The sequence below is a fragment of the Nocardia flavorosea genome, assembly GCF_015477805.1.
In the GTDB taxonomy this organism is placed as follows: domain Bacteria; phylum Actinomycetota; class Actinomycetes; order Mycobacteriales; family Mycobacteriaceae; genus Nocardia; species Nocardia flavorosea_A.
This window is the reverse complement of record NZ_JADLQL010000007.1, coordinates 140072-162057: the sequence shown is the minus strand read 5'-3', so window position 1 is coordinate 162057 and position 21986 is coordinate 140072. Positions and strand designations below refer to the sequence as shown.

Genomic DNA, 21986 nt, shown 5'->3' with positions numbered 1-21986 from the left:
AAGTCTGCAAAAGTAGCCAGCACATTGCCCTCGCGAAATCTACTGACGAGTAGCGCTGACATGGGATTTTAGCGTAACGCCCGTACTGTTAGCCGAGGTACCGACCCGGGCCGACTCGCACCGACCCCGGGCATCCGCTGTGAGGACGTTCATAACTGACGTCACCCGACCTCACTCTGCTCGAGCTAACCGAGACATCGATCCACACCTGCGCCTTACAGCCCCATGGCGGTGCCGCGTTCAGCGGGGCGCCCAAAATTTTCGGTCGTCCATTCGCCAGGCGCGCCAGTTAGCACAGCATTCATACTTCGGCCGGATGAGATTTTCGCAGCCGTGCCAAATTCTCACCGAACAGCGCTAGGGTGTCCGTCACGTGCGCGGTCATCGGTGACGGGTGCCGATGGTGAGCGCCTGCCCTCCGTCGCACGGTGGGATCGGAGCTGTTGATGCGCGACATCGTCGACGACCTGCTAGAGGTGTGGCGTTCGGGCCGGACCGGCGGGCTGGCCACCATCGTGCGCACGGGTGGGTACGTGGATATTCCGGTGGGGACCACGATGCTGGTGGACCCGGACGGAATGATCTACGGATCCATGGCGTCCACCGGTATCGAGGACACCGTGTACGAGGCCACCCTGCAATCGGCCCGTACCGGTCAGCGCGCTTTACACCGGCTCACCGTGCCCGGCGCCGAATCGGCGGGCGACGGCGGCATAATCGATGTGTTCACCGAACCGTTCTCGCGCGGCCATTTCCCGGAATTCCCGACCGTCGCCACCGAAATAACCGAACACCGGCGGGTCACGGTTTTCACCGTGGTCTGGAATCCGGAGCCCGGGATGATCGGCCAGCATCTGATCACCGATAAGCGGCATGCGACCGAGCTGGTATCGCTACCGCAATCCGATATCTTCGTCGCTTCGTACGCCCCGCCGCCATTGCTGGTGATCTTCGGCGCCAATACCACCACCGCGGCGCTCGCCGCACAGGCCCAGCTCCTGGGCTATCGGGTGGCCATCTGCGATCCCCGGCCCGCGTTCGCCGTTCCGGAGTCGTTCCCGGGTGCGGAAGTGGTGTGCGATTGGCCGCACCGATATCTGAATGTACTGGTCGCCGAGGGCGAGGTGGACGCATCGACCGGGATCGTGCTGGCCACCCACGATCCACAGTTCGAGATTCCGCTGCTCACGGTGGCGCTGCGCCTCCCGGAGATCGGCTACATCGGAGTGACGGGATCGGCGCTCACCTGCGCCCGCCGCCTCGACGAGCTACGTGCCAGCGGGTTCGACGAGGCGCTGCTGGCACGGTTGCATACACCGGCCGGTATGGATATCGGCGCCGCGACCGCCACCGAGACCGCACTCGCGGTGGCCGCGGAGATGGTGGCGGCACGTAACGGCCGGCTGGGCCGTATCACCGTCGCTTTCCCTGCGGAGGCGGCGATCTGATTTCGCGATCTCCGTGCCGGGATCGTGACACCCGGCGACCGGCTTCTTGCGCGCCCGCCGCCCGCCCGGATTTGCGGCGCGCCGACGCTCGTGGACAGTGGTTCTCGTGATCCTCACCGTGACAATGAATCCCGCATACGATGTGACCTACCGGGTCGAGAATTTCACGTGCGGCCGCACGCACCGGGTTCGGTCGGTCGAGCAGCGACTCGGCGGTAAGGGCATCAACGTGACACGGGTGCTGAATCAGCTGGGGCGCTATGCCCGGGCCACCGGTTTCGCGGATCATGCGTTCGCCGCCGCGGCCGAAGCCGAAATGCCGGTGGATTTCGTGCACGCGCTGCCCTGGGTGCGGCGCACCGTGGTGATCAGCGAATCCGATACCGGCACCGCGACAGCGCTACGCGAACCGGGCGCCCGGGTCGCCAACCCGCATGCTTCCGAACAGCTCGAGGTGCGAGTCTCGGGCATGCTGCCGCATATCTCGGGGCTGGTGATCGCGGGATCGCTACCCGAAGGTATCGATCCGGGGCTGCCCGCCCGGATCGCCGGGGCGGCCCTGGAGGCGGGTGTGCCGACGGTATGCGATCTGGACGGGCCCGCCCTGCGGATGGCGGCGCGGGTACCCGGCGTGGTGCTGCTGCCGGGGCTCGCGGAGTTCGAACAGCTGACGAAATCCGGCGCCGAGACACCGGCCGCGCTGGTCGCCACGGCCCGCCCGCTGGTGGACCGCGGGGCCGGGGCGGTGATCGTCACGCGCGGCCCACTGGGCATGGTGGCAGTCACTCCCGACGGCGCCTGGGACGCCCACCTGCCCGAACCGCTCACCGGAAACCCCACGGGCGCAGGCGATACCGTGGCGGCCGCGGTGATAGCCGCCCTGGCGAACACCACCACCCCCGATTGGCCGGAGATCCTGGTGGACGCAGTCGCGACCTCGGCGGCCTCCGTGGTCATTCCGGTGGCCGGCGAAATAGATCGCCGCCTACGCGGACACCTCGCCCCCACCGTCGTGGTCTCCGAGTTGGCGAACCCAGGTTCCAGCTCCACTCGGAGTTGAAGACCCACCGTCCCCCAACGCACCGGAAAACACCGCAGCAGCCCGCACCGCGGAGCGAATGCGGCCGACAACGGCGCCGAGTTCGACGAAATCACTCGACGCCCCGGGAGCCGGCGCACCAGCGGCGCCGCCGAGCCCAACGGACACCGAAAGGTCTCGCCCCCACGAAAACCAGCGGTGGTGCCGGGTCGTCCGAGGCCCTGAATCGTTTCGGCCCACACACAACACCAACGCAACCAACGGCGGAGCAGAGTCTTACTAGGCCCGAATCGCTTCGGCCCACCAACAACCCCAACGCAACCAACAGCGGAGCCGAGTCTTACTAGGCCCTGAAAGGTTTCGGCCCGTCCCTGCTGTCCGTGCTCGATGCGATGCGGCGCAGCCGCGAGCATCGAGTGCGGACAGCAGGGACCAAGGGGGCCGAAACCCGCGCCGCCGCAGGCGGCGCCAAAAGATACAGCCCCTATTTCAGGACGTAGGGGGATACCGAGCTTCGGTGTTCGCTGATGTCGAGGGTTTTGCCCAGTGGCGGGAAGGCGCGTTGCGGGCAGTTGGCTCGGTCGCATACCCGGCAGCCTGCGCCGATCGGGGTGGCGTTGACCTCGCGCATATCGATTCCGTCCGCGTACACCACGCGTGCGGCGTGGCGGATTTCGCAGCCCAGGCCGATGGCGAAGGTTTTACTCGGCTGGCCGTAGCGTGTGGCGCGGCGTTCGACGGTGCGGGCCACCCACAGGTATTTGCGGCCGTCGGGCATCTGGGCGATCTGGGTCATGATCTTGCCGGGGAAGGTGAAGGCCTCGTACACATTCCACAGGGGGCAGGTGCCGCCGCTGGAAGAGAAGTGGAATCCGGTGGCGGATTGGCGTTTCGACATATTTCCGGCGCGGTCCACCCGGACGAACGAGAACGGCACACCGCGTAGTTCCGGTCGTTGCAGGGTGGACAGCCGGTGGCAGATCGTCTCGTAGCTCTGGGTGAAGAACGCCGAGAGTCGTTCGATGTCGTAGCGGAAGTCCTCGGCGACCTCGTGGAAGTAGGTGTAGGGCAGTACCGTCGCGGCCGCGAAATAGTTCGCGAGGCCGAGCAGCGCCAGCCGGCGCGCGTCGGGGCCGGAAAAGTTCCCTTCGTCCACGAGTTTTTCCAGCAGCGGGCCGCATTCGAAGTAGGACAGTTCCGCGGCGAGTTTGAACAGGCGCTGCCCGCCCGAGAGGTGGGGGGCGATTTCGAGCACCTGGTTTTCGGTGTCGTAACGGTGCAGGACGCCTTCGCCGAGGTCGATCCGTTCCATGATGCGCACGCCGTGGCTGCGCAGGACCTTGGGGATTTCGCTGTGCGGGTCTCCGCCGTGGAAACGGATCCGGTTGGCCAGTTCCTCGGCGGCGGTATCGAGCTGATGAATATAGTTCTGCCGCTGATAGAAGTAGTCGCGTACTTCCTCGTGCGGTTTGCTGATCGTGGCGCTGCCCGAGCCGTCGGCGAACCGGTCTTCGGTGGCCGCGGCGAGCTGGGCGCTGGTGTTGCGGTAGCGGTTGTGCATATTGACCAGGGCGCGGGCCATGCTCGGATGGGCGGATACCATTTCCGCGATCTCCCGGGCGTCGGCTTCGATGCCCAGTTCCTGGTCCATTACGACTTCCTGCAGTTCGGCGATGAGCCGGGTGTCGTCCTGCGGGGAGAAGAAGGTGGCCTCGACTCCGAATACCTCGCTGATCCGCAGTAGTACCGGGACGGTGAGCGGGCGGACATCGTGCTCGATCTGGTTCAGGTAGCTCGCCGATATTTCCAGCTGCTGGGCCAGCGCTACCTGGCTGAGCCCGCGTTCGGTACGCAGTTGCCGGAGCCGGGCCCCGACGTAGGTCTTGGCCATACGACCAGTTTAGGAGATGTTCGCAAGCTGCGATAGCAGGGTTAGCAACTTCGCGAGCCAGAGCGGCCGGGTTTCATTCCGGCCATCCGGGCGGGTCCAGGCGGGACAGGACCCGCGCTACATCGGTATCGGACGGCATCTCGTCGGTGACCTTGGTGATCATGACCCGGATATCGATCCGGTCCAGCCGGTGCGCGGGGGAATTCAATACCTCGGTCGCGATCTGCTCGACCTCTTCGTCGGTGAGCCGCCGCCGCAGCAGCGCGACCAGCGGTATGTAATCCGATTCCGGCACACCGTCGGGGTACCCGCGCCGCAACCAGTCGATGACCGCGTGCAGCATCCGGGGCATCATTGCCGCTCCTCCTGCGCGGGCGCGGCCAGCGGCCAGCCGCCGGCGGCCAGATGTGAGGCGACGCGAGCGATATCCTCGCGACCGGCCTGCTCCTTGGCCACGCGTTCCACGGCCGCCTCGATATCGGCGTGGGTGATCTCCTGCCGTTCGACCCGGTCGCGCAGCACTTCCTCGGCGACCAGCACCACCTCGTATTCGGTGAGGTCGCGGTGCAGGACCGCGAACAGTGCGACGTAGTCGGTCTGCGGGACGCCCTGCGGGTATCCCGCCCGCAACCAGCCCACGATCCGCGACAGCAGGCCCTGCCGCGGCGGCCGCACCTCGTCCGTGGCCATCAGGACTCCCCGAACAGGTGGATCCCGAGCCGGTCGGAGAGGAAGCCCTTGGCAACGAACAGCACCCCGGCGACCACGACTGTCAGCACGATGAGCAGGCAGAGACATGCACCGGCCATCGCGACCGGGTTACGCCGGACGGCGCCGTCGGGGCCGGTCACCTCCGCGCCCGACCACCATCGCACCCCGAGGGCGAACAGCATGGGTACGGCGGCGCCCAGGATGAGCGCTGCCAGCGTGACGTCGAACAGTGCGCGCAGTTCGCTCAGCAGAGTGGACATCTCATGCCTCCTCTCCGGCAGGGGTCCGCAGCTCGGCCCGCGATTCGGACGGAGCCGGCGCCGGCGCCATTCCCGGCGGGGGCGTCGCGGGCGGTGCCGGATCGTTGACATTGTGACTGGAGACCCGGTCGTGCAGCGAACGGCGATACATCAGCCCGGCCAGTCCCGCCAGCAGTGCGAAGACGACCAGGACCCCGGCGAGTCCGCCGAGGTAATGTGCCAGCGCCCAGCACACCGCGCCCATGATCCCGGCGGCCGGCAGGGTGAGCAGCCAGGCCACCGCCATCCGGCCCATCACACCCCAGCGCACCTCGGCGCCGCGGCCGATTCCGGTGCCGAGGATGGCACCGGTGGTCGTCTGGGTAGTCGACAGCGGAAGCCCGAAATGCGCGGAGGTCAAGATGATCGCCGCCGAGGCCGATTCGGCCGAGAAGCCCTGTGGCGATTCGATCTCGACCAGCCCTTTGCCCAGGGTGCGAATGATCCGCCAGCCGCCGAGGTAGGTGCCGGCGGCGATGGCGATCGCGCAGGCCGCCATCACCCAGATCGGCATCTCCGTATCGGCGGTGACCGTGCCGTGCGCGACCAGCGCCAGGAAGATCACGCCCATGGTTTTCTGGGCGTCGTTGGTGCCGTGGGCCAGCGATACCAGCGAGGCCGAGCCGATCTGCCCCCAGCGGAAGCCGGTGGTCACCTTGCCGGGTTCGGCGGCGCGGGTGATCCGGTACACCGACCAGGTCCCGATGGCCGAGACCAGTCCCGCGATGATCGGCGAGAGCAGGGCGGGCAGGATGATCTTGTAGACCACGCCGCCGTCCGCGCTCGCCCAGACCACCCCGCTCCAGCCGAGCGAGGCCAGGGTGGCGCCGATCAAACCGCCGAACAGCGCATGCGACGAGCTGGAGGGCAGACCGAACAGCCAGGTGAGCAGATTCCACAGGATTCCGCCCACCAAACCGGCGTACACGATGATGAGCAGTTCGTGCCCGGAGACCGCGTCGAGCCGGACGATCCCCTCGGCCACCGTCGCCGCCACGGCCACCGACAGGAACGCACCCACCAGGTTCAGGACCGCGGACAAGGCCACGGCGACTTTGGGGCGCAATGCCCCCGTGGCGATGGACGTCGCCATGGCATTGGCGGTGTCGTGGAACCCGTTGGTGAAGTCGAAAGCCAGCGCGGTGACAATGACGACAAGCAGGATCAGCAGCTCTACTGTCACAACTGGCATTGTGCACGCCGGGTGGCGGCGCACCGGAAACCGGTACGGTGCCGTTGCCGAAGTGTTCGGATATCGGCTGGTACGGCGTTCGCCGGGCTCCGACCGTGCTGCCTTCCCCAGTGGGAAACGGAAGCGGGGTTCATGCTCGGACGAGATGGCGTTCGGGTTCGGGAACCGGGCCGGCGGTACGCGCCACCAGCCGGGCGAGCATCCCGAGCACGACGGCGACCACGATGCACACCGCCATCGGGACGCCGGTGCCCGGGCCGGCCAGACCGACGATCGGTGAGACCAGCGCGCCGAGCCCGAACTGCAGTGCACCCATCAGGGCCGAGGCGCTACCGGCGGCGTGGCGGGCGCGGCCGATGGCCAGTGCGCTGGCGGTACCCATCACCATCGGTGCGGATATCACAGTCAGGAAGAGCACCGGCAGTACCGCCGCGGCGGGCGCGCCGGCGGCCAGCAGCGCCAGCAATACGAGTCCGCCGACCAGGGTGACGACCTGGCCGGTCCGCAGTATCGGCTCCGGGCCGAGCCTGCCGATCAGCCGGGAGCTCACCGTTCCGACGGCCACCATGCCGGCCGCGTTGATGGCGAAGATCAGCGTGTAGGCCCGGTTCGACATACCGAGTACGTTCTCGACCACGAACGGCGAGGCCGAGATATAGGACATCAGCGCGCCGAACCCGAATGCGAACGTGAAGATATAGCCGAGGTAGCCGCGGTCGGCCGTCAGCCGGCCGATGGTCCGCAGCGTTGCGCCGAATCCGGCGGTCTGCCGGCTCTGCGGCGGTAGCGATTCGGGTACCACCAGCAACGCACCCAGGAACATCAGTGCGAAGATCACGCTCAGTGCCCAGAACTCGGCCCGCCAGCCGAAGGACACCAGGGCCCCGCCGATCAGCGGCGCGATCACCGGCGCGATACCGCCGATCGCCGAGAACAGCGTGAACAGTTTGGCAGTGGCCGCACCTTCGGTCCGGTCGGCGCCGACCGCGCGGCCGATCACCAGGCCCGAGGCGGCCGACAAGCCTTGCACGAACCGCATCGCGATCAGCAACCAGATATTGGGTGCCAGGGCGCACGCCACGGTCACCACCACGGTGACCGCGGTCGCCAGCACCAGCGGTTTACGCCGGCCGTACCGGTCCGACAGTGGACCGATGAACAACTGCCCCACGGCCAGGCCGACCAGAAACGTGGTGAGCGTGAGCTGGACGCTTGCGGCACCGGTGCCCAGATCGTCGGCCAGATCGGTGAAAGCCGGCAGGTAGATATCGGTGGCGAACGGGGCCGCGGCCGACAGCAACGCCAGGGTCACCAGTAACACGCCGGAGACTCCGGGGCGGGTCGTCGTCGGCATAGCGGCACACCTCCTCCAGGTAGTTACTTATGCGAACATAAGTTACCTGCCGGACGATTCCGCCCGCCGGTTCCGGCCACCGAAGTCAGAATGCATCCTCCGGGAGCGCCATGATGTCGTTGTCGAGGGTTTCGATAACAATCTTGGTCGAGGTCAGCGTGGGCAGCACATTCTTTGCGAAGAAGCTCGCCACCCCGACCTTGCCCGTATAGAACTGCCGGTCCCGGTCCTCGGCGGCACCGGCCAGCGCCCCCGCGGCCACCTCCGCCTGCCACAGCAGCAACCAGCCGATCAGCAGATCCCCCACCGCCAGCAGGAAGCGCACCGATCCCAGCCCCACTTTGTAGAGCTCGGCCGGATCGGTCTGGGCCGCCATCGCATACCCGCTCAGCGCCGCGGCCATACCCTGCACATCGCCCAGCGCGGTGCGCAACAATGCGCGCTCGGCGGTCAGCCGCCCGCCGGGCGCATCCAGGAATTCGTTGATCTCGGTGAAGATATGCCCGGCCGCGACCCCGTTGTCCCGGACGATCTTGCGGAAGAAGAAGTCCTGCGCCTGGATGGCGGTGGTGCCCTCGTACAACGAGTCGATCTTGGCGTCGCGGATGTACTGCTCGATCGGATAATCCTGCAGATACCCGGAACCGCCCAGGGTCTGCAGCGATTCGGTGAGGTACTGGTAGGCCCGCTCCGAACCCACACCCTTCACGATGGGCAGCAGGAAATCGTCCACCCGGTGCGCCGTATCGGCGTCGATACCGGAAACCAGTTCCGCGACATCGGGGTTCTGATGGACGGCGGTATAGAGGTACACCGCGCGCAGACCCTCTGCGTATGCCTTCTGCATAGCCAGGCTGCGCCGCACATCCGGGTGGTGGGTGATGGTGACCCGCGGCGCCGCCTTATCCGACATCTGCGTCAGATCCGCGCCTTGAACACGCTGTTTGGCGTACTCGAGCGCGTTCAGATATCCAGTCGAGAGAGTACCGCTCGATTTGACGCCCACCATCATGCGCGCGTTCTCGATCACCTTGAACATCTGGGCGATCCCGTTGTGGGTATCGCCGACCAGCCAGCCGACGGCGGGCCTTTCACCGCCGAAGGTGAGCTCACAGGTCGGCGAGGATTTCAGGCCCATCTTGTGCTCGACATTGGTGACATGGACACCGTTGCGCTCGCCCAGTTCCAAGGTCTGCGGATCGAACAGGTACTTCGGCACATAGAACAGGGACAACCCCTTCGTTCCCGGCCCGGCGCCTTCGGGCCGCGCCAGTACGAGGTGGAAGATGTTCTCCGCGGTATCGCCGACATCGGCGCCGGAGATGAACCGTTTCACGCCCTCGATATGCCAGGTGCCGTCGGGCTGTTCGACCGCCTTGGCGCGGCCCGCGCCGACATCGGAACCCGCGTCGGGTTCGGTGAGCACCATCGTGCCCTGCCAGTGTCGTTCGAAACCGGCCACCGCCCAGTGCCGCTGCTGTTCGTTTCCGATTCCGTACAACACCTGGGCCATGGCCGCGCCCATATCGAAGAAGATCGCGGCGGGATTGGCGCAGGTGATCATTTCGCTGACCGCCCAGGTCAATGCGGCGGGCGCGGGCATTCCGCCCATCTCCTCGGGTTTGCCGAGCCGGTTCCAGCCGGCTTCGCGGATGGCCAGGATCGTTTTGGTCAGCGGTTCGCCGACCGCGATGGAATGGGTTTCCGGCCGGAATTCGACCGGCTCTCGATCGGCGGCGGCGAAGGATTCCGCGACCGGTCCCTCGGCCAGCCGTTTCACTTCGGCCAGGATCTCGCGGGCGGTATCGGTATCGAGATCGCCGTAGGCACCGGCATCGAGCAGTTTGCCGAGTTCGAATACTTCGAACAGGTTGAATTCGATATCGCGCAGATTCGCCTGGTAGTGGCCCACCGCTCGTCCTCCCGGTCGATTACCTGGCGGCCGGACGGACCGCATGGTTACAGGCTTTTGGACATCGTACAAACCGCAGCCTGCCGGACCGGGAGACGGCTACGCAACCGTAGCCTCGACACCGGAAGGACACTCCGGACCGGACGTCCGGCCTGCTCAGCAACCCGCCTGCAGTGGCCAGCACTCCGCCGGTCCGGTCGGCGGCGGCACGGTCGGGTCGGCGCTGCTACTGGGGGCCGCGGGTTCGGCGGCGGGCCCGTCGGCGAACAGTGAACCGGCGATCGCGGCCAGCACGATGAGCATGCCGAATACCGCGACCGCCAGCACGCCCCAGCCGATCAGATCGTGCGCGCGCCGCGAATCCGGACGCCGCCGCAGCGGCCACGCCCGCGGTTTCTTCGGCGGCTCCGGCAATTTGTCCTCGAACCCGGCCGCGATCAACTCGCCGCGGTCCGGCGCCCAGCCGGTGAGCGCCCGGGTGGCCGCACAGACCCGCCCGAGCGTCCAGCGCGGCGGGCCGGGAGCGAAATTCTCCAGGAAGATCCGCAGCTCGGTGGGTTCGGCGACAGTGCCCACCACCACATCGAGACCCGGTCGCAGCGTTTCGCGGCCGGGCCGTAACACCGCACCCCGCCGCGGGATCAGCGCCACCGCACCGCACAGTTGGCCGGGATCGTAGGAGGCCCGCTCGAAGGTGAGCTGCACCTCCTGCAGGGCGCTTTCCACGCGCCGCACGGGATCGGCCCCGAGTTCCAGATCCAGATCGGCGACGGCGTCACCCACCCGCCAGGGATGTTCGGTGGATACGGACAGCATTCCGCTCTGGTTGCCGCGGAAACCGATCACCTCTACCACCAGAATCCCCTGCGGAGTCCAGACCACCGCACCGATCTGGCGGGTACCGCGCCGGGTCCCCACTCTCAGGTCGACGATCGCCAGCCCGGTCGACGGCAATTGCCGCAGGCATTCCACGAATTCCCGCTCGGCAGCGGAAAGTTCCGCCCGATCGTCGACCTTCACCAGCATCGTGTTCCACCTCTGCTGCGTGCCGTTGCTCCCGGTACCACCACTGACCCCCGCTGTCGATCTTCACCCGACAGCCCCTTTCGTACCACTCATATGAGCTGCGGCTCAGGTGAATCAGGAATCAGTGGCCGACGATCCGGAAATTTCCGGCCGGCCGGTGAACGGCCGGCCTCAGTCGACCCACTGCACCAACTGGTAGACGATTCCGTTCGGATCCGTTGTCTGGAAGTAGCGTTCACCCCATTCCTCGGTTTCGATCGGCGTGACGATCGGTGCGCCCGCGGCCTGCAGACGGGCGTATTCGGTATCGATATCGGCCACCACGAACACCACGAGCAAACCGTCGCCGGCCGCCCCGGCGATACGTGCGGGTTTGAACGTGGACAGCCCGGTGCGCAGGTAGATCAGGTTGACACCGGCGTCTGGATGGGTCAGGGAAACGAATCCGTCGGCCGACATCTGTTCGGTGAAACCGAAATGCGCCGAGACGAAACCCGCCGAGGCGGCCGGGTCGGCGACGTTGAGCGAAATGGCGGTTCCAGTTGTGCGCATGAGGCCTCCACAAGTTCGTCCCATAACTTCGTACGTCGTACGTAGTTATTTCTACCTCGCCGCCCGCCGCGTTACACCGTGATCTGCTTCACACCGCCCGGCCGGGTGCGCCGGCTTCCCCGAGCCGCCGAGCCGAGCGCGCCCGGCGTGTCTTGGCTAACCTGCTGCCATGCCCCGAGCCGCATCGCACCGAGAAACCACCATCGCCCTGGTACTGGGAGGCGGCGGCCCCGTCGGAATCACCTGGCTGGCGGGCCTGTCCAATGGATTACGGGCGGCCGGAACAGATTTGGCTCGCGCCGACCGCATCATCGGCACCTCGGCCGGTGCGGTGGTGGGTTCGGCCATCGCCGCCGGCACGGATCTGTCCACCCTGTTCACCCCTCGCCCGGCCGCCGAACCACCCGCGACGGCACCCGAGCACGACTACGAAGTACTGCTCGAGATCACCACACTGTTGCGCGCTGTCGACCAGGACCGCGACCTCGTTCTCCAGCGCGTGGGCGAACTGGCCCTGGGCGCGGACACCGGCGACCCCGCCGAACACATCCAGCGGATCGGCGCACTCGTGGATTTCGCCGATTGGCCCGACCACGACCTACTGGTCACCTCGATCGATATAGGCTCGGGCACGCGCACGGCCTGGACGCGCGACGACCGCGCCACGCTCGCCCAGGCGCTGGCGGCGAGCACCGCCGTCCCGGGGATCTTTCCGCCGATCGAGATCGCCGGCCGTCACTACTTCGACGGCGGAGTGCGCTCCACGATCAACGCCGACCTCGCCACCGGTTACGACGCGGTGGTGATCCTCGAACCACTCGCGCACCTCTATCCCCGGACCCGCGCCGATCGTAACCTGGGCTCGGCCCGGGAGGTCACCATCGCGCCGGACGAAATCGCTGTAGCCGCTTTCGGCCCTGATCTGTTCGGCGAGGCCGCGCTGGTCCCGGCCTACGAATCCGGGCTGCGCCAGGCCCCCGCGGCTGCCGCGGAGCTGCGCGATTTCTGGCCGGACGCCTGACCCGGCCGGGGGACCGCAACGGTCATTCCGCCGGCACAGGGCAGGCGGGCGCGGGCCGCCACGCGTGCGGTTCGGCGTCAAGGTTTCCGCGGGCCGCGAGCTGCCCGCAATGCGATACGCGCGGTGTTTTTGCGCCCCGCCGGCGACGGGACACGCGGCATATCGATACCGATACGCCGCGCGAACTCGTCGAGCCCAGGCGTGCCCGGGTCCATGCTGAGCAGGTCCACGGTCGTCGACCGCACCGCTCGGTGGCCCGCGAGGTATTCCGGGGCGAGCGCCTCCGCGTCGAGCAGCCGGGCCAGCGCACGGTCGGGCCGGCGCCGCTGCGCCCAGGCCCGGGCCGTATCGGCGAGCAACCGGACGCGATGGAAATCCGCGAGGTTGCGCGTATCGATCTCGGCGGCCAGCCGGATCGCGGTACCCGCGTCGCCGAGTTCCACCGCGACGGCGACCTCGTGCACAGCGACGGCGGCCGGCCCGAATTCGACCCGGTACTCCTCCCGGTCGGTTCCGGCGGCGCTCGCCGCTTTACGGGCGTCGTCCAGCAGCTCGCGAGCTCGTTCGGCATCGTCGGCTCGGGCGGCGATGATCGCGGATTGCAGGGTGAGCGCGCCGTAGACGATCAGCGCCTGTGACGCCGGTTGATCCAGCATTCCTTCCAGGGCAGCGCGCGCACTTTCGGCGGTCTGCCGGGCGAGGTCGAGACGCTGCCCACGCTGGAAGACAATGGTGCGCCGGAACGCACAGGCCGCCATGAGCACCGGATCCGCGCGCCGGTGCGCCACGCGCATCGCGCGTTCGGCGGCGGCCCAGGCGGCGTCGAACTGCTGCAGTTCGGCCAGCGCTATCGCCCAGACCTGGCAGGTTTCGGCCAGCAGGACATCGGCGTGGCTCGAATCCCGCACCGCGGCGGCAGTTTCGAGTTGCGGCAGCAAAACTTCCAGGAGCGTGTGCAGTTCGGCATAACGGGCCTGCCGGGCGCAGATCCAGACGATATCGACCTGTTCGGCCAGCTGGTCGAGATCGGGCCGTGCCGCCGGCTCGGTCACCATCGCGCGCAGGGCATGATCGGTGGCCAGCAGCAGGCGCAGGGCCCGGGTGTGCGCCGGGGTCGGTTCGGCCCGGGCAGCGGGTGCGTTCGGGGCCAGCTCCGCGACGGGCATATCCAGCACCTCGGCGATCCGCCCCAGCACATCCAGCGCTTTGACCGGCCGGACCCCTCGCTCGACCTGCGACACCCACGCCTCGGACCGTTTGATCAGCGGCGCGAAATCACGTTGGGACAATCCTTTTCGGGCACGATAATAAGCAATCCTGCGCCCGATCCCGGATTCGTGATCAGTCATCAGTGGGATGCGCCTTTCGCCGCGACCGGATGCGCCCTCCGGCCCTGGGCCGATAGTAGGGCCACCGCTGCGCCCGGATACCGGACGGCGGTAAGGGTTTTGCGCATCGAGACGATGTGAATGCGGTTTTTCCGGGCCGGCCGCACAGGAATGCGCTTTTTCCGTACAGCCGCCCGGTATTGCGGAGATATTCGGGTACGCAAAATGGCGGGGCCGTCGACTCCGACCGCACCGGCCCGGCCGGCATCCTCCCCCACCCGACCGGACGGTCCAGCGGTCGCTACCGACGCCGGCGCAAGGGGCCGGTAGCGCAGCGCGATACCTTCGATTAATATAAGTTGCATCTTATCAAAGGAGGACAACGTGGCTTTACTCACCGATCCCGTCGCTGTCGCCGGACTGGTGACCCGGGAAGTCCGCACCGGCGAACGCCACGGCGCGCCGACCCGGATCGCCGTTGCCCGGCGCAGCTACGGCACCGACCCGGACGATCTCTGGAATGCGCTCACCGATATCGGCCGGATACCGCGCTGGTTCCTGCCGATCAGCGGCGACCTGTCCGTCGGCGGCAGATACCAGCTCGAGGGAAATGCCGGCGGGGTCGTCGAAGAATGCGAACCACCGAAACGATTCGCCGTCACCTGGGAAATGGGTCCGATGATCTCCTGGCTGGAAATCCGGCTCGATCCGGCCGCCGAGGGAACCACGCTCGAATTGGTGCACGAAGCACCGGTGGATCCGGATATGTGGACGCAATTCGGGCCCGGTGCGGTGGGGGTCGGCTGGGATCTGGGGCTCATGGGCCTGGGTCTGCACCTGGATACCGGCGCGGGCGTCGACCAGGAAGCCGCACTGGAATTCCCGACCACACCGGAAGGCATCGCGTTCGTCCGCGCGGCCGCATCGGCCTGGGCCGAAGCAGCGATAGCCGACGGCGACGACCCCGCCCACGCGCGGCCGGCGGCCGAGGCGACACTGGCCTTCTACACCATCGTCCCGGAGGAGGACGCACCGTCCTGATGGCGAGTTCTGTTGCTACGGCGGTTTTCGAAGCACTCGCCGACCCGGTCCGGCGCACCATCCTGCAACTCCTCGCCGCCGGTGAACAGCCGGCCGGTGCGCTGGTAACCGGGGTCCGGGCGTATACCCCCATTTCTCAGCCCGCGGTATCGCAGCATCTCAAAGTGCTCCGCGAGGCCGGGTTGCTGCGGGTGCGACCGGCCGGAACCCAGCGGATCTACACGCTGGACCCGGACGGTATCGCTGCGGCCCAGGACTGGCTGGCCGCCCTGCTCGATCCGGTGGCAGCGTTCGCGCAGCCGCTCGACGCGCTCGCCACCGAGGTCGCACGGGGTAAACGCGAACGGCGTCGGCAGCGCCCGGAACCCGGCGGCGCAGAGCGCGATACCCGGTCCGCCTGAACGCCGCCGAGCCGGCCGAACCATCCCGCTCACGGAAACGCACCGTCGATTCCGGTGCCGAGGTAGGTGGTGAGCCGGCGGCCGCGCCCCTGCCGGTGGGACGGAATCTGCGGTGCCCTCGCCGGCCGAACGCCGAGACCGGCAGACCGTCGCCGCCTGGACGGTGGCCGCCGCGGCCCGCTGGGCTGTTTCGCCGGGCGCCGCCCGAGGCCCGGTCTTGCCGGTGATACGTCCACCCGCTCCTGGTATACAGCTCTGATGCGACGGTGGATGATCGGCTCGGCATTCGGTCTGGTGACGGTACTGGTGGTGCTCGCGGGCGGCTACTTCCTGATGAATTCGCGGACCTACCAGCTGGCCGGCCGGCTGGTGGACCGGGTGGAAACCGACGCGAAAGTAGTCGCATTGACCTTGGACGACGGCCCTGGCGAGCACGCCGATGAAGTGCTCGATCTGCTCGCCACCGCAGATATACCCGCAACCTTCTACCTCAACGGACGCGATCTGGCCGCCCGCCCCGGACTCGGCCGGGCGATCGCCGAAGCCGGCCACGAGATCGGCAACCACACCTACAACCACCGCCGCATGGTGCTGGTCTCGCCCACCACGGTCACCGACGAGGTGGAGCGCACCGATACCGAGATCCGCAGAACCGGCTATCAGGGCGACATCACGTTCCGTCCGCCGTACGGCAAAAAACTGTGGACGCTGCCGAAGTACCTATCCGATCACGACCGCACCACGGTCACCTGGGATGTGGAACCGGAACCCGGGAACAGCTCGGCCGACGCGATCGTCGCCGCGACCGTCGAACAGGTGCGGCCCGGGTCGATCATCCTGTTGCACGCCATGTTCGGCAGCGGTGCGGCGTCGCGGGCGGCCATCGGCCCGATTGTCGAGCGGCTGCGGGCCGACGGGTACCGGTTCGTCACGGTCTCCGAACTGATCGACGGCACCGGTTCCGGCAAGCCGTGAACCGGCCGGGCGGGTAGGTTCGCAGACATCCGCGTACCGCCGAGAGCCGATCGCGGTAGGTAACGACTTCCACCTGAGAGGGGCAGATTGATGGTTTCGGCGTCGCAACCCCGGATCGCCCCCGGCCGCCTGCGCGAGCTGGGGCCGATCAACTGGGCGGCCTGGCAGGTGCTGTCCCGTGCTTCCGGCACCTCGGACGCACAACTGTTCAGCACCCTCGGGCGCACCGGCCGCCTGTTCCGCGGCTGGCTGCATTTCTCCGGAATGCTGATGCCGGCGGGCCGGCTACGCCGCCACGACAGCGAACTGGTGATCCTGCGCGTCGCCCACCTGCGCGACTGCGCCTACGAAACCGACCACCACATCCGCCTGGGCCGGCGCGCCGGGGTGACCCCGGAAATCCTGGACCGGATCCGCCAGGGCGCGGGCGCCGACGGCTGGACCGATAAACACCGAGCCCTGCTGACCGCCGTCGACCAGCTGGTGCAGACCCGCGATATCGACGACACCACCTGGAACCACCTGTCCACCTACTACGACGACAAACGCCTGATCGAAATCGTGCTGCTGGTAAATCAGTACGAAGGCCTCGCCGCCACCATCCATACCCTCCGCATCCGTCGCGACGATTTCTGAGCCGGCTCACTCCCGGGAAGCATGATCGGTCCCGCGCAGTTCACCCGGTCCGACGCGCCGCCGCGCATATCCCACCCGTTCGTGCCGTGCCACGATCCGGCCGTCCGCACCGATCGGATCCGCGGTGTGTGTCGTACGCGAACTCCCCGCCTCGGCGACATTGCGCCGGATGATCTCCACTTCGTCCGGCGCGACCCACATCGCCGCTCGCACCTCCCCACGACGGGCGGCAGAAATTCGGTCGTCACCGGGGTGTTCCAGATCGTGTACTCGTCGCCGCGCTGCCATTGCGCCATCGACCCGAAGAACGGGTCGGTCATCGCGGGCAGCATGCCCCCGAATGCTGCTCCGTTGTGGTTGTTGTTCCAGCCGCGGACCTTCAGACCGACAGCGACGCTGGTCCGATCCGCGCGCCATGCACCCCACCGAGCAGGAACGACGGATAGAGGCAATCGAACCCGAACCGAACCTCATCGTCCACCGGCGGGTCGGGTACCCCGGAACGCAGAAGACCCGGCGCGGACTCCCGCGCCGGGTCTCACCGACCGGATTTCGATCAGAAGTTGATCATGTGGCCGGCCAGGCCGTGGATGGCCTCCTGCAACGCTTCGCTCAGCGTCGGGTGCGTATGCACGTTGCGCGCCAGCTCGTTCACGGTCAGATCCCACTTCTGCGCCAAGGTGAGCTCCGGCAGCAGTTCGGAGACGTCCGGGCCGATCAGATGTCCGCCGATCAGTTCACCGTATTTGTTGTCCGAGATCAGCTTCACGAACCCGGTGGCATCGCCGAGGCCGTGCGCCTTGCCGTTGGCGGTGAACGGGAATGTCGCGACCTTCACGTCGTAGCCCTCGTCGCGCGCCTGCTGTTCGGTGAGCCCGAAGCTGGCGACCTGCGGCTGGCAGAAGGTGGCGCGCGGCATCATCCGGTAATCGCCCAGGGTCAGGGTTTCCGCGCCGCCGATGGTCTCGGCCGCGACCACACCTTGGGCCTCCGCGACGTGCGCGAGCTGCAGTTTCGCGGTGACGTCGCCGATGGCGTAGATATGCCCCACATTGGTGCGCATATTGTCGTCGATGGCGATGGCGCCGCGTTCGGTGAGCGCGACCCCGGTGTTCTCCAGCCCGTAGCCCTCGACACGGGGTGCGAAGCCGACGGCCTGCAACACCTTGTCGACCGTGACCGTCTCCACCGCACCGGACTTGTTGTCCTTGATGGCCACGGTGACCTTGGACCCGTCGTCGTCGATGGACTGCACGGCCGCGCCGGTGCTGATGGTGATCCCCAGCTTCTTGTACGCCTTGGTGATCTCCTTGGACACATCGGCGTCCTCATTGGGCAGCGCGCGGTCCAGGAATTCCACGATCCGCACGTCCACGCCGTAGTTGCGCAGCACGTAGCCGAACTCCATACCGATGGCGCCGGCCCCGACGATCAGGATCGAACCGGGCAGATCGCGGGTGAGGATCTGCTCCTCGTAGGTGACCACGTTCTTGCTCAGCGAGGTGCCCGGCAGCAGTTTGGTGGTGGTGCCGGTGGCGATGATGACGTTGTCGAAGGTGATCGACTCCGTACCGCCCTTACTGAGCTCGACCGAGATGGTGTTGGGATCGGTGAACGATCCCTTGCCGTCGTATTCGGTGATCTTGTTCTTCTTCATCAGGAAGTGGACGCCCTTGACCCGGCCGTCCGCGACCTTACGGCTCCGGTCGAACGCCGCCCCGAAATCGAACGACGCCTCCCCGGTGATACCGAAGGTCTTGGCTTCCTTGGTGAAGATATGGGCCAGCTCCGCATTGCGCAGCAGCGCCTTGGACGGGATGCAGCCCACGTTCAGGCATACGCCACCCCAATATTTCTGCTCGACGATCGCTGTTCGCAGGCCGAGTTGAGCGGCGCGGATCGCGGCGACGTAACCGCCGGGACCAGCACCGAGAACGACGACATCGTAGTGGGAAGTCACGATGTCGAGCCTAACTCTCGCCGAGTGGCCCGGCCCACCCCACCCGCCCCCACTGGTGAACCGGATCACCGGTTCCGGTGCGCGCCCGTGCTGCCGCTCCGGAGTGGCTACCTTGGTATCCGTGGTGACTGCTCGACCTCCCGGCATCGGCTCGACCGGTGAGCTCGTCCCGGACCGGCCGCCACCGCCGGTGGCCACCCGTACCGGTACGCCACCGGCAGTCGCCGATCCGCTCGCCGCAACGGCCTCCACCCAGCTGATCCGGCTGGTCCGCGACGCCGCCCTGCGGGCGGGTGCCGGTATCGACCGCGTCGACGCGATCCACGGTGTGGACGATCGCGAACTGCGCGGTGAGCTCGACCGTATTCCGATGCGTTCACTGGTCCGGCTGTGGGAACTACTGGCGAGTGCCGGGCCGGGCGCGGGACTCGCGGTGGTCGCCGACGCTCCGCTCGGCAGGCTCAGCACCTGGGACTATCTCGTGACGACCGGGGCCACACTGGCCGCCTCGCTCACCGCTGCGCAGCCGTATCACCGGCTGGTCACCGCCGCCGCCGAAGGGTTCGATCTGCACCACGACGGCGAGCTGACCATCGGTTACCGCACCACCGCGGGCGATCCGGCGGTCTCCTCGGTGATCAACGAGTACGTCCTGTCCTACTATTTGCGGCGCGCCCGGGAGGGCCTGGGCCGACCGGTTGTGCCGGCCCGGATCACCTTCAGCCATCCCGCTCCCCGCGAACACCGAGTCTTGATCGACGGGTTCGGCACCCACCGGATCGAGTTCGACGCACCCGCCGACACCATCACCTTCGCCGCCGCCGACGCGGAGGCGCCACTGCAGCGTGCCGACCCCGCGCTCGCGCAGCTGCTGCGCAGCCATGCCGACCTGGTACTCGCCTCGGCTCGGCCGATACCCGGGCCGCTGGAAGAATTCCGCACCGCACTGGCCGTCGCGATCGACACCGGCGATCCCACCCTGGGCGCCGTCGCCGCCCGATTGGCGATGAGCCCGCGCAGCCTGCAACGGCGTCTCGCCGAACACGACACCACCTGGCGCCACGAACTCGACCTGCTCCGCTATCGGCGCGCCGAAGAGCTGCTGACCTCGGGGGCGACCACAGCCGCCGTGGCCGATCGGCTCGGCTTCGCCGATGACCGCGCTCTGCGCAAAGCCTTTCGCCGCTGGAGTGGAGCGCCGCCGAGCGCCCTGCGGAATCGCTGATCGGCTCGGTCCGGCGCATCGCACACCGAATCTCGAGTTGTCGCGTATGGACCGGGAAGCGGCATGCGCGGACCTGTGTCGTGGGCCGGCACCGCCATAGCGTTTCTCGTATCCGGATGAACAGTCCGCGAAACGAGAAAGGGCACAACCATGCAGAAAGATACGCACAGCCGGTCCGATCGCGAGTTCGCCGGGGCGGCCGACGAGCAGGCACCTCCGGTACTTCCCGCCACCACCCGCGAAATCCATTTGGCAGCCCGGCCTTCGGGAGCGCCGGTCGCGTCGGACTTCGCCCTGGTCTCGACTCCGATTCCGGAACTCGCGGACGGCCAGATCCTGGTCCGCAACACCTGGATGTCGGTCGACCCGTACATGCGCGGCCGGATGGACGACAAACCCTCCTACATCCCGCCCTTCCAACTGGGGCAGGCGCTGGAAGGCTCGGCGACGGGCGAGGTGATCGCCTCGCGCTCCGCCGAAATCCCGGTCGGCGCGACCGTCACCCATTTCGCCGGCTGGCGCGAGCATGCGGTGCTCGACGCCGCGCAGGCGACACCGATCGATCCGGCAGTGGCCGCACCGCACCATTTTCTCGGCGCACTCGGCACTACCGGGCTCACCGCCTACGCCGCGCTCACCGATGTGGCACCGATCGAACCGGGTGACACTGTTTTCATCTCGGCCGCGGCCGGTGCCGTCGGCAGCGTTGCCGGGCAGATCGCGCGCGTACTCGGCGCCGGGCGGGTGATCGGCTCGGCAGGTGGCCCGGCCAAAACCGAACTCCTGACCGCGGAGTTCGGTTTCGACGCCGCGATCGACTACCGGGCCGGCGATCTGTCCGGCCGGTTGGCGGCAGCCGCACCGGACGGTATCGATGTCTACCTCGACAGCGTCGGCGGTGATCACCTGCGCGCGGCGGTCGAAGCCATGCGCCCACGCGGGCGGATCGCGCTGGTCGGCGCCATCAGCGGCTACAACGGCGGTTCGGCCGAGCGGGGCCCGGATCTGTATCTCGCCGCCACCGGGGAGATCACCCTGCGTGGAATGCTGGTGAACAGCTACTTCCCGCTCTTCGGGGAGTACATCGCGAAGGCGTCCGGCTGGCTGGCCGACGGCACCCTGCGGACCCGGGAGACAATCTACGACGGGCTCGAACAAGCTCCGGCTGCGTTCCTCGGTGTCCTCACCGGCGCCAATTCGGGCAAGATGCTGGTGCGCCTCGATCAGCGCGGCAGTAACGCTCCCGGGGTTCAGCCGAGGAGGAAGGCGACCAGAAACCCCGCCGCGGTCGCGATACCCACCCACCAGCCGCCCTCACGATAGGCCTCCGGCATGAGCGAATCGGCGAGGACCGCGACCGTGGCACCGCCGGCGAACGCCTGGATGGTGCTGATGGGAGTCGCGCCGAGATATTCGGAGAGCACCTGCCCTCCGACGGTGACCACGACGAGCGCCACACCGGTCAATACCCACAGACCGAACGCTTTACCGGTGGATACCTTGCGTTCCCGGTGCAGCAGCGCAGATCCGCCGATCGCCTCCGGCACATTGCCGACCGCAATGGCCACCAACAGCGCCAGTCCGCCGCCCGACCCGAGCGTGACACCGAGCGCCGTGTTCTCCGGAACGCCGTCGAGGACGGTGCCGAGCATGAGAGCCCAGCCGACCGCCGCCCCGCCGCCCCGCCGCTCCAGGAACCGGTTGGCCACCACATAGACTGCGGCGCCCGCGAACAGCGCGACGCCTGCGGTCACGGCCCCGGCCTGTAAGAAGGCAGGTTCGAACAGTTCATTGGAAACCGCGGCGATCATCGTGCCCGCACCGAAGGCCATCAGCGAGGCGAGCAATGGTTCGGGCAATGTGGTGCGCAGCCCGATCGCGGCACCGATCACCAATGGAATTGCCGTACCGAGGCCATACAGCAGTGCGGTTCCCATAGGGTCGACACTATGGGTTTCCCGGTAAATACCTCGAT

The 21986-nt window shown here is 67.5% G+C and carries 21 protein-coding genes and 1 pseudogene; 9 read left to right on the top strand and 13 right to left on the bottom strand.

The annotated features are described in order from the left end of the window. Nucleotides 1-446: 446 nt before the first annotated feature. Together IU448_RS26780 and IU448_RS26775 are read left to right on the top strand one after the other, a co-directional pair. Nucleotides 447-1448 carry an XdhC family protein gene (locus IU448_RS26780; protein WP_195058486.1) on the top strand — a complete coding sequence of 334 codons (1002 nt, stop codon included), beginning with the start codon at nt 447-449 and terminating at the stop codon, nt 1446-1448. A 97-nt stretch (nt 1449-1545) separates the two neighbouring features. Then, complete coding sequence (locus tag IU448_RS26775) at nt 1546-2508, top strand: hexose kinase (RefSeq protein WP_280456674.1); 963 nt, start codon at nt 1546-1548, stop codon at nt 2506-2508. 463 nt (nt 2509-2971) lie between these two features. Here IU448_RS26775 and ramB read toward each other — a convergent pair whose 3' ends face one another. The 9 genes from ramB to IU448_RS26730 all read right to left on the bottom strand — a co-directional run bounded on the left by ramB (nt 2972) and on the right by IU448_RS26730 (nt 11424). Further along, the gene (gene ramB / locus IU448_RS26770) at nt 2972-4378 is read right to left on the bottom strand and encodes an acetate metabolism transcriptional regulator RamB (protein WP_195058485.1); all 1407 of its coding nucleotides are present in this window, start codon (nt 4376-4378) and stop codon (nt 2972-2974) included. Between the two features lie 73 nt (nt 4379-4451). Beyond that, a complete protein-coding gene (locus IU448_RS26765; protein WP_195058646.1) occupies nt 4452-4730 on the bottom strand; it encodes a DUF3349 domain-containing protein in 279 nt (92 codons plus the stop codon). Then, entirely contained in the window at nt 4730-5068 is a 339-nt protein-coding gene (locus tag IU448_RS26760; protein WP_195058484.1) for a DUF3349 domain-containing protein, read from the bottom strand. Before IU448_RS26760 ends, IU448_RS26765 begins: the two co-directional genes overlap by 1 nt. Beyond that, complete coding sequence (locus IU448_RS26755; protein WP_195058483.1) at nt 5068-5349, bottom strand: hypothetical protein; 282 nt, start codon at nt 5347-5349, stop codon at nt 5068-5070. Before IU448_RS26755 ends, IU448_RS26760 begins: the two co-directional genes overlap by 1 nt. A gap of 1 nt (nt 5350) precedes the next feature. Beyond that, the gene (locus IU448_RS26750; protein WP_195058482.1) at nt 5351-6571 is read right to left on the bottom strand and encodes an inorganic phosphate transporter; all 1221 of its coding nucleotides are present in this window, start codon (nt 6569-6571) and stop codon (nt 5351-5353) included. A 139-nt stretch (nt 6572-6710) separates the two neighbouring features. After that, nucleotides 6711-7934, bottom strand: a complete 1224-nt coding sequence (locus IU448_RS26745; protein ID WP_195058481.1) for a multidrug effflux MFS transporter — start codon at nt 7932-7934, stop codon at nt 6711-6713. Nucleotides 7935-8019: 85 nt separating this feature from the next. Continuing rightward, entirely contained in the window at nt 8020-9846 is a 1827-nt protein-coding gene (locus tag IU448_RS26740) for an acyl-CoA dehydrogenase (RefSeq protein WP_195058480.1), read from the bottom strand. A 156-nt stretch (nt 9847-10002) separates the two neighbouring features. After that, nucleotides 10003-10872 (bottom strand): nuclease-related domain-containing protein, encoded by an 870-nt coding sequence (locus IU448_RS26735; protein ID WP_195058479.1) that lies wholly within the window; start codon nt 10870-10872, stop codon nt 10003-10005. A 171-nt stretch (nt 10873-11043) separates the two neighbouring features. Beyond that, nucleotides 11044-11424, bottom strand: coding sequence for a VOC family protein (locus tag IU448_RS26730; protein ID WP_195058478.1), 381 nt, complete (start codon nt 11422-11424; stop codon nt 11044-11046). Nucleotides 11425-11593: 169 nt separating this feature from the next. Here IU448_RS26730 and IU448_RS26725 point away from each other — a divergent pair, with 169 nt between their 5' ends. After that, the gene (locus tag IU448_RS26725; protein WP_195058477.1) at nt 11594-12445 is read left to right on the top strand and encodes a patatin-like phospholipase family protein; all 852 of its coding nucleotides are present in this window, start codon (nt 11594-11596) and stop codon (nt 12443-12445) included. 77 nt (nt 12446-12522) lie between these two features. Here IU448_RS26725 and IU448_RS26720 read toward each other — a convergent pair whose 3' ends face one another. Continuing rightward, nucleotides 12523-13794, bottom strand: coding sequence for a helix-turn-helix domain-containing protein (locus IU448_RS26720; protein ID WP_267467263.1), 1272 nt, complete (start codon nt 13792-13794; stop codon nt 12523-12525). A gap of 363 nt (nt 13795-14157) precedes the next feature. Here IU448_RS26720 and IU448_RS26715 point away from each other — a divergent pair, with 363 nt between their 5' ends. From IU448_RS26715 to IU448_RS26700, 4 genes are all read left to right on the top strand, one after another. Then, a complete protein-coding gene (locus IU448_RS26715; protein WP_195058475.1) occupies nt 14158-14814 on the top strand; it encodes an SRPBCC family protein in 657 nt (218 codons plus the stop codon). Beyond that, the gene (locus IU448_RS26710) at nt 14814-15215 is read left to right on the top strand and encodes an ArsR/SmtB family transcription factor (RefSeq protein WP_195058474.1); all 402 of its coding nucleotides are present in this window, start codon (nt 14814-14816) and stop codon (nt 15213-15215) included. Before IU448_RS26715 ends, IU448_RS26710 begins: the two co-directional genes overlap by 1 nt. A gap of 258 nt (nt 15216-15473) precedes the next feature. Then, a complete protein-coding gene (locus IU448_RS26705; RefSeq protein ID WP_195058473.1) occupies nt 15474-16190 on the top strand; it encodes a polysaccharide deacetylase family protein in 717 nt (238 codons plus the stop codon). A gap of 90 nt (nt 16191-16280) precedes the next feature. Then, nucleotides 16281-16826: a carboxymuconolactone decarboxylase family protein gene (locus IU448_RS26700; RefSeq protein WP_195058472.1), complete on the top strand. Its 546-nt coding sequence runs from the start codon at nt 16281-16283 to the stop codon at nt 16824-16826. Nucleotides 16827-16832: 6 nt separating this feature from the next. Here the strand turns inward: IU448_RS26700 and IU448_RS26695 are convergent, their stop codons facing one another. Next, on the bottom strand, nt 16833-17114 hold the full coding sequence (locus IU448_RS26695) for a hypothetical protein (RefSeq protein ID WP_195058471.1): 282 nt from the start codon (nt 17112-17114) through the stop codon (nt 16833-16835). A 268-nt stretch (nt 17115-17382) separates the two neighbouring features. Continuing rightward, a complete protein-coding gene (gene lpdA / locus IU448_RS26690) occupies nt 17383-18786 on the bottom strand; it encodes a dihydrolipoyl dehydrogenase (protein WP_195058470.1) in 1404 nt (467 codons plus the stop codon). A 124-nt stretch (nt 18787-18910) separates the two neighbouring features. Here lpdA and IU448_RS26685 point away from each other — a divergent pair, with 124 nt between their 5' ends. Both IU448_RS26685 and IU448_RS26680 read left to right on the top strand, forming a co-directional pair. After that, nucleotides 18911-20011, top strand: a complete 1101-nt coding sequence (locus tag IU448_RS26685) for a helix-turn-helix domain-containing protein (protein ID WP_324188726.1) — start codon at nt 18911-18913, stop codon at nt 20009-20011. Nucleotides 20012-20161: 150 nt separating this feature from the next. Next, nucleotides 20162-21232: pseudogene (locus tag IU448_RS26680) on the top strand (NADP-dependent oxidoreductase); the annotation flags it as partial. Nucleotides 21233-21261: 29 nt separating this feature from the next. Here IU448_RS26680 and IU448_RS26675 read toward each other — a convergent pair. Beyond that, the gene (locus tag IU448_RS26675; protein WP_195058467.1) at nt 21262-21948 is read right to left on the bottom strand and encodes a ZIP family metal transporter; all 687 of its coding nucleotides are present in this window, start codon (nt 21946-21948) and stop codon (nt 21262-21264) included. Nucleotides 21949-21986 lie beyond the last annotated feature (38 nt).

Excerpts from the sequence above, each read along its gene's own strand:
- IU448_RS26780 (WP_195058486.1), top strand. The coding sequence starts at position 447 with ATGCGCGACATCGTCGACGACCTGCTAGAGGTGTGGCGTTCGGGCCGG.
- ramB (WP_195058485.1), bottom strand. The coding sequence starts at position 4,378 with ATGGCCAAGACCTACGTCGGGGCCCGGCTCCGGCAACTGCGTACCGAA.
- IU448_RS26765 (WP_195058646.1), bottom strand. The coding sequence starts at position 4,730 with ATGCCCCGGATGCTGCACGCGGTCATCGACTGGTTGCGGCGCGGGTAC.
- IU448_RS26760 (WP_195058484.1), bottom strand. The coding sequence starts at position 5,068 with ATGGCCACGGACGAGGTGCGGCCGCCGCGGCAGGGCCTGCTGTCGCGG.
- IU448_RS26755 (WP_195058483.1), bottom strand. The coding sequence starts at position 5,349 with ATGTCCACTCTGCTGAGCGAACTGCGCGCACTGTTCGACGTCACGCTG.
- IU448_RS26745 (WP_195058481.1), bottom strand. The coding sequence starts at position 7,934 with ATGCCGACGACGACCCGCCCCGGAGTCTCCGGCGTGTTACTGGTGACC.
- IU448_RS26735 (WP_195058479.1), bottom strand. The coding sequence starts at position 10,872 with ATGCTGGTGAAGGTCGACGATCGGGCGGAACTTTCCGCTGCCGAGCGG.
- IU448_RS26730 (WP_195058478.1), bottom strand. The coding sequence starts at position 11,424 with ATGCGCACAACTGGAACCGCCATTTCGCTCAACGTCGCCGACCCGGCC.
- IU448_RS26725 (WP_195058477.1), top strand. The coding sequence starts at position 11,594 with ATGCCCCGAGCCGCATCGCACCGAGAAACCACCATCGCCCTGGTACTG.
- IU448_RS26720 (WP_267467263.1), bottom strand. The coding sequence starts at position 13,794 with ATGACTGATCACGAATCCGGGATCGGGCGCAGGATTGCTTATTATCGT.
- IU448_RS26710 (WP_195058474.1), top strand. The coding sequence starts at position 14,814 with ATGGCGAGTTCTGTTGCTACGGCGGTTTTCGAAGCACTCGCCGACCCG.
- IU448_RS26705 (WP_195058473.1), top strand. The coding sequence starts at position 15,474 with ATGCGACGGTGGATGATCGGCTCGGCATTCGGTCTGGTGACGGTACTG.
- IU448_RS26700 (WP_195058472.1), top strand. The coding sequence starts at position 16,281 with ATGGTTTCGGCGTCGCAACCCCGGATCGCCCCCGGCCGCCTGCGCGAG.
- IU448_RS26695 (WP_195058471.1), bottom strand. The coding sequence starts at position 17,114 with ATGGCAGCGCGGCGACGAGTACACGATCTGGAACACCCCGGTGACGAC.
- IU448_RS26675 (WP_195058467.1), bottom strand. The coding sequence starts at position 21,948 with ATGGGAACCGCACTGCTGTATGGCCTCGGTACGGCAATTCCATTGGTG.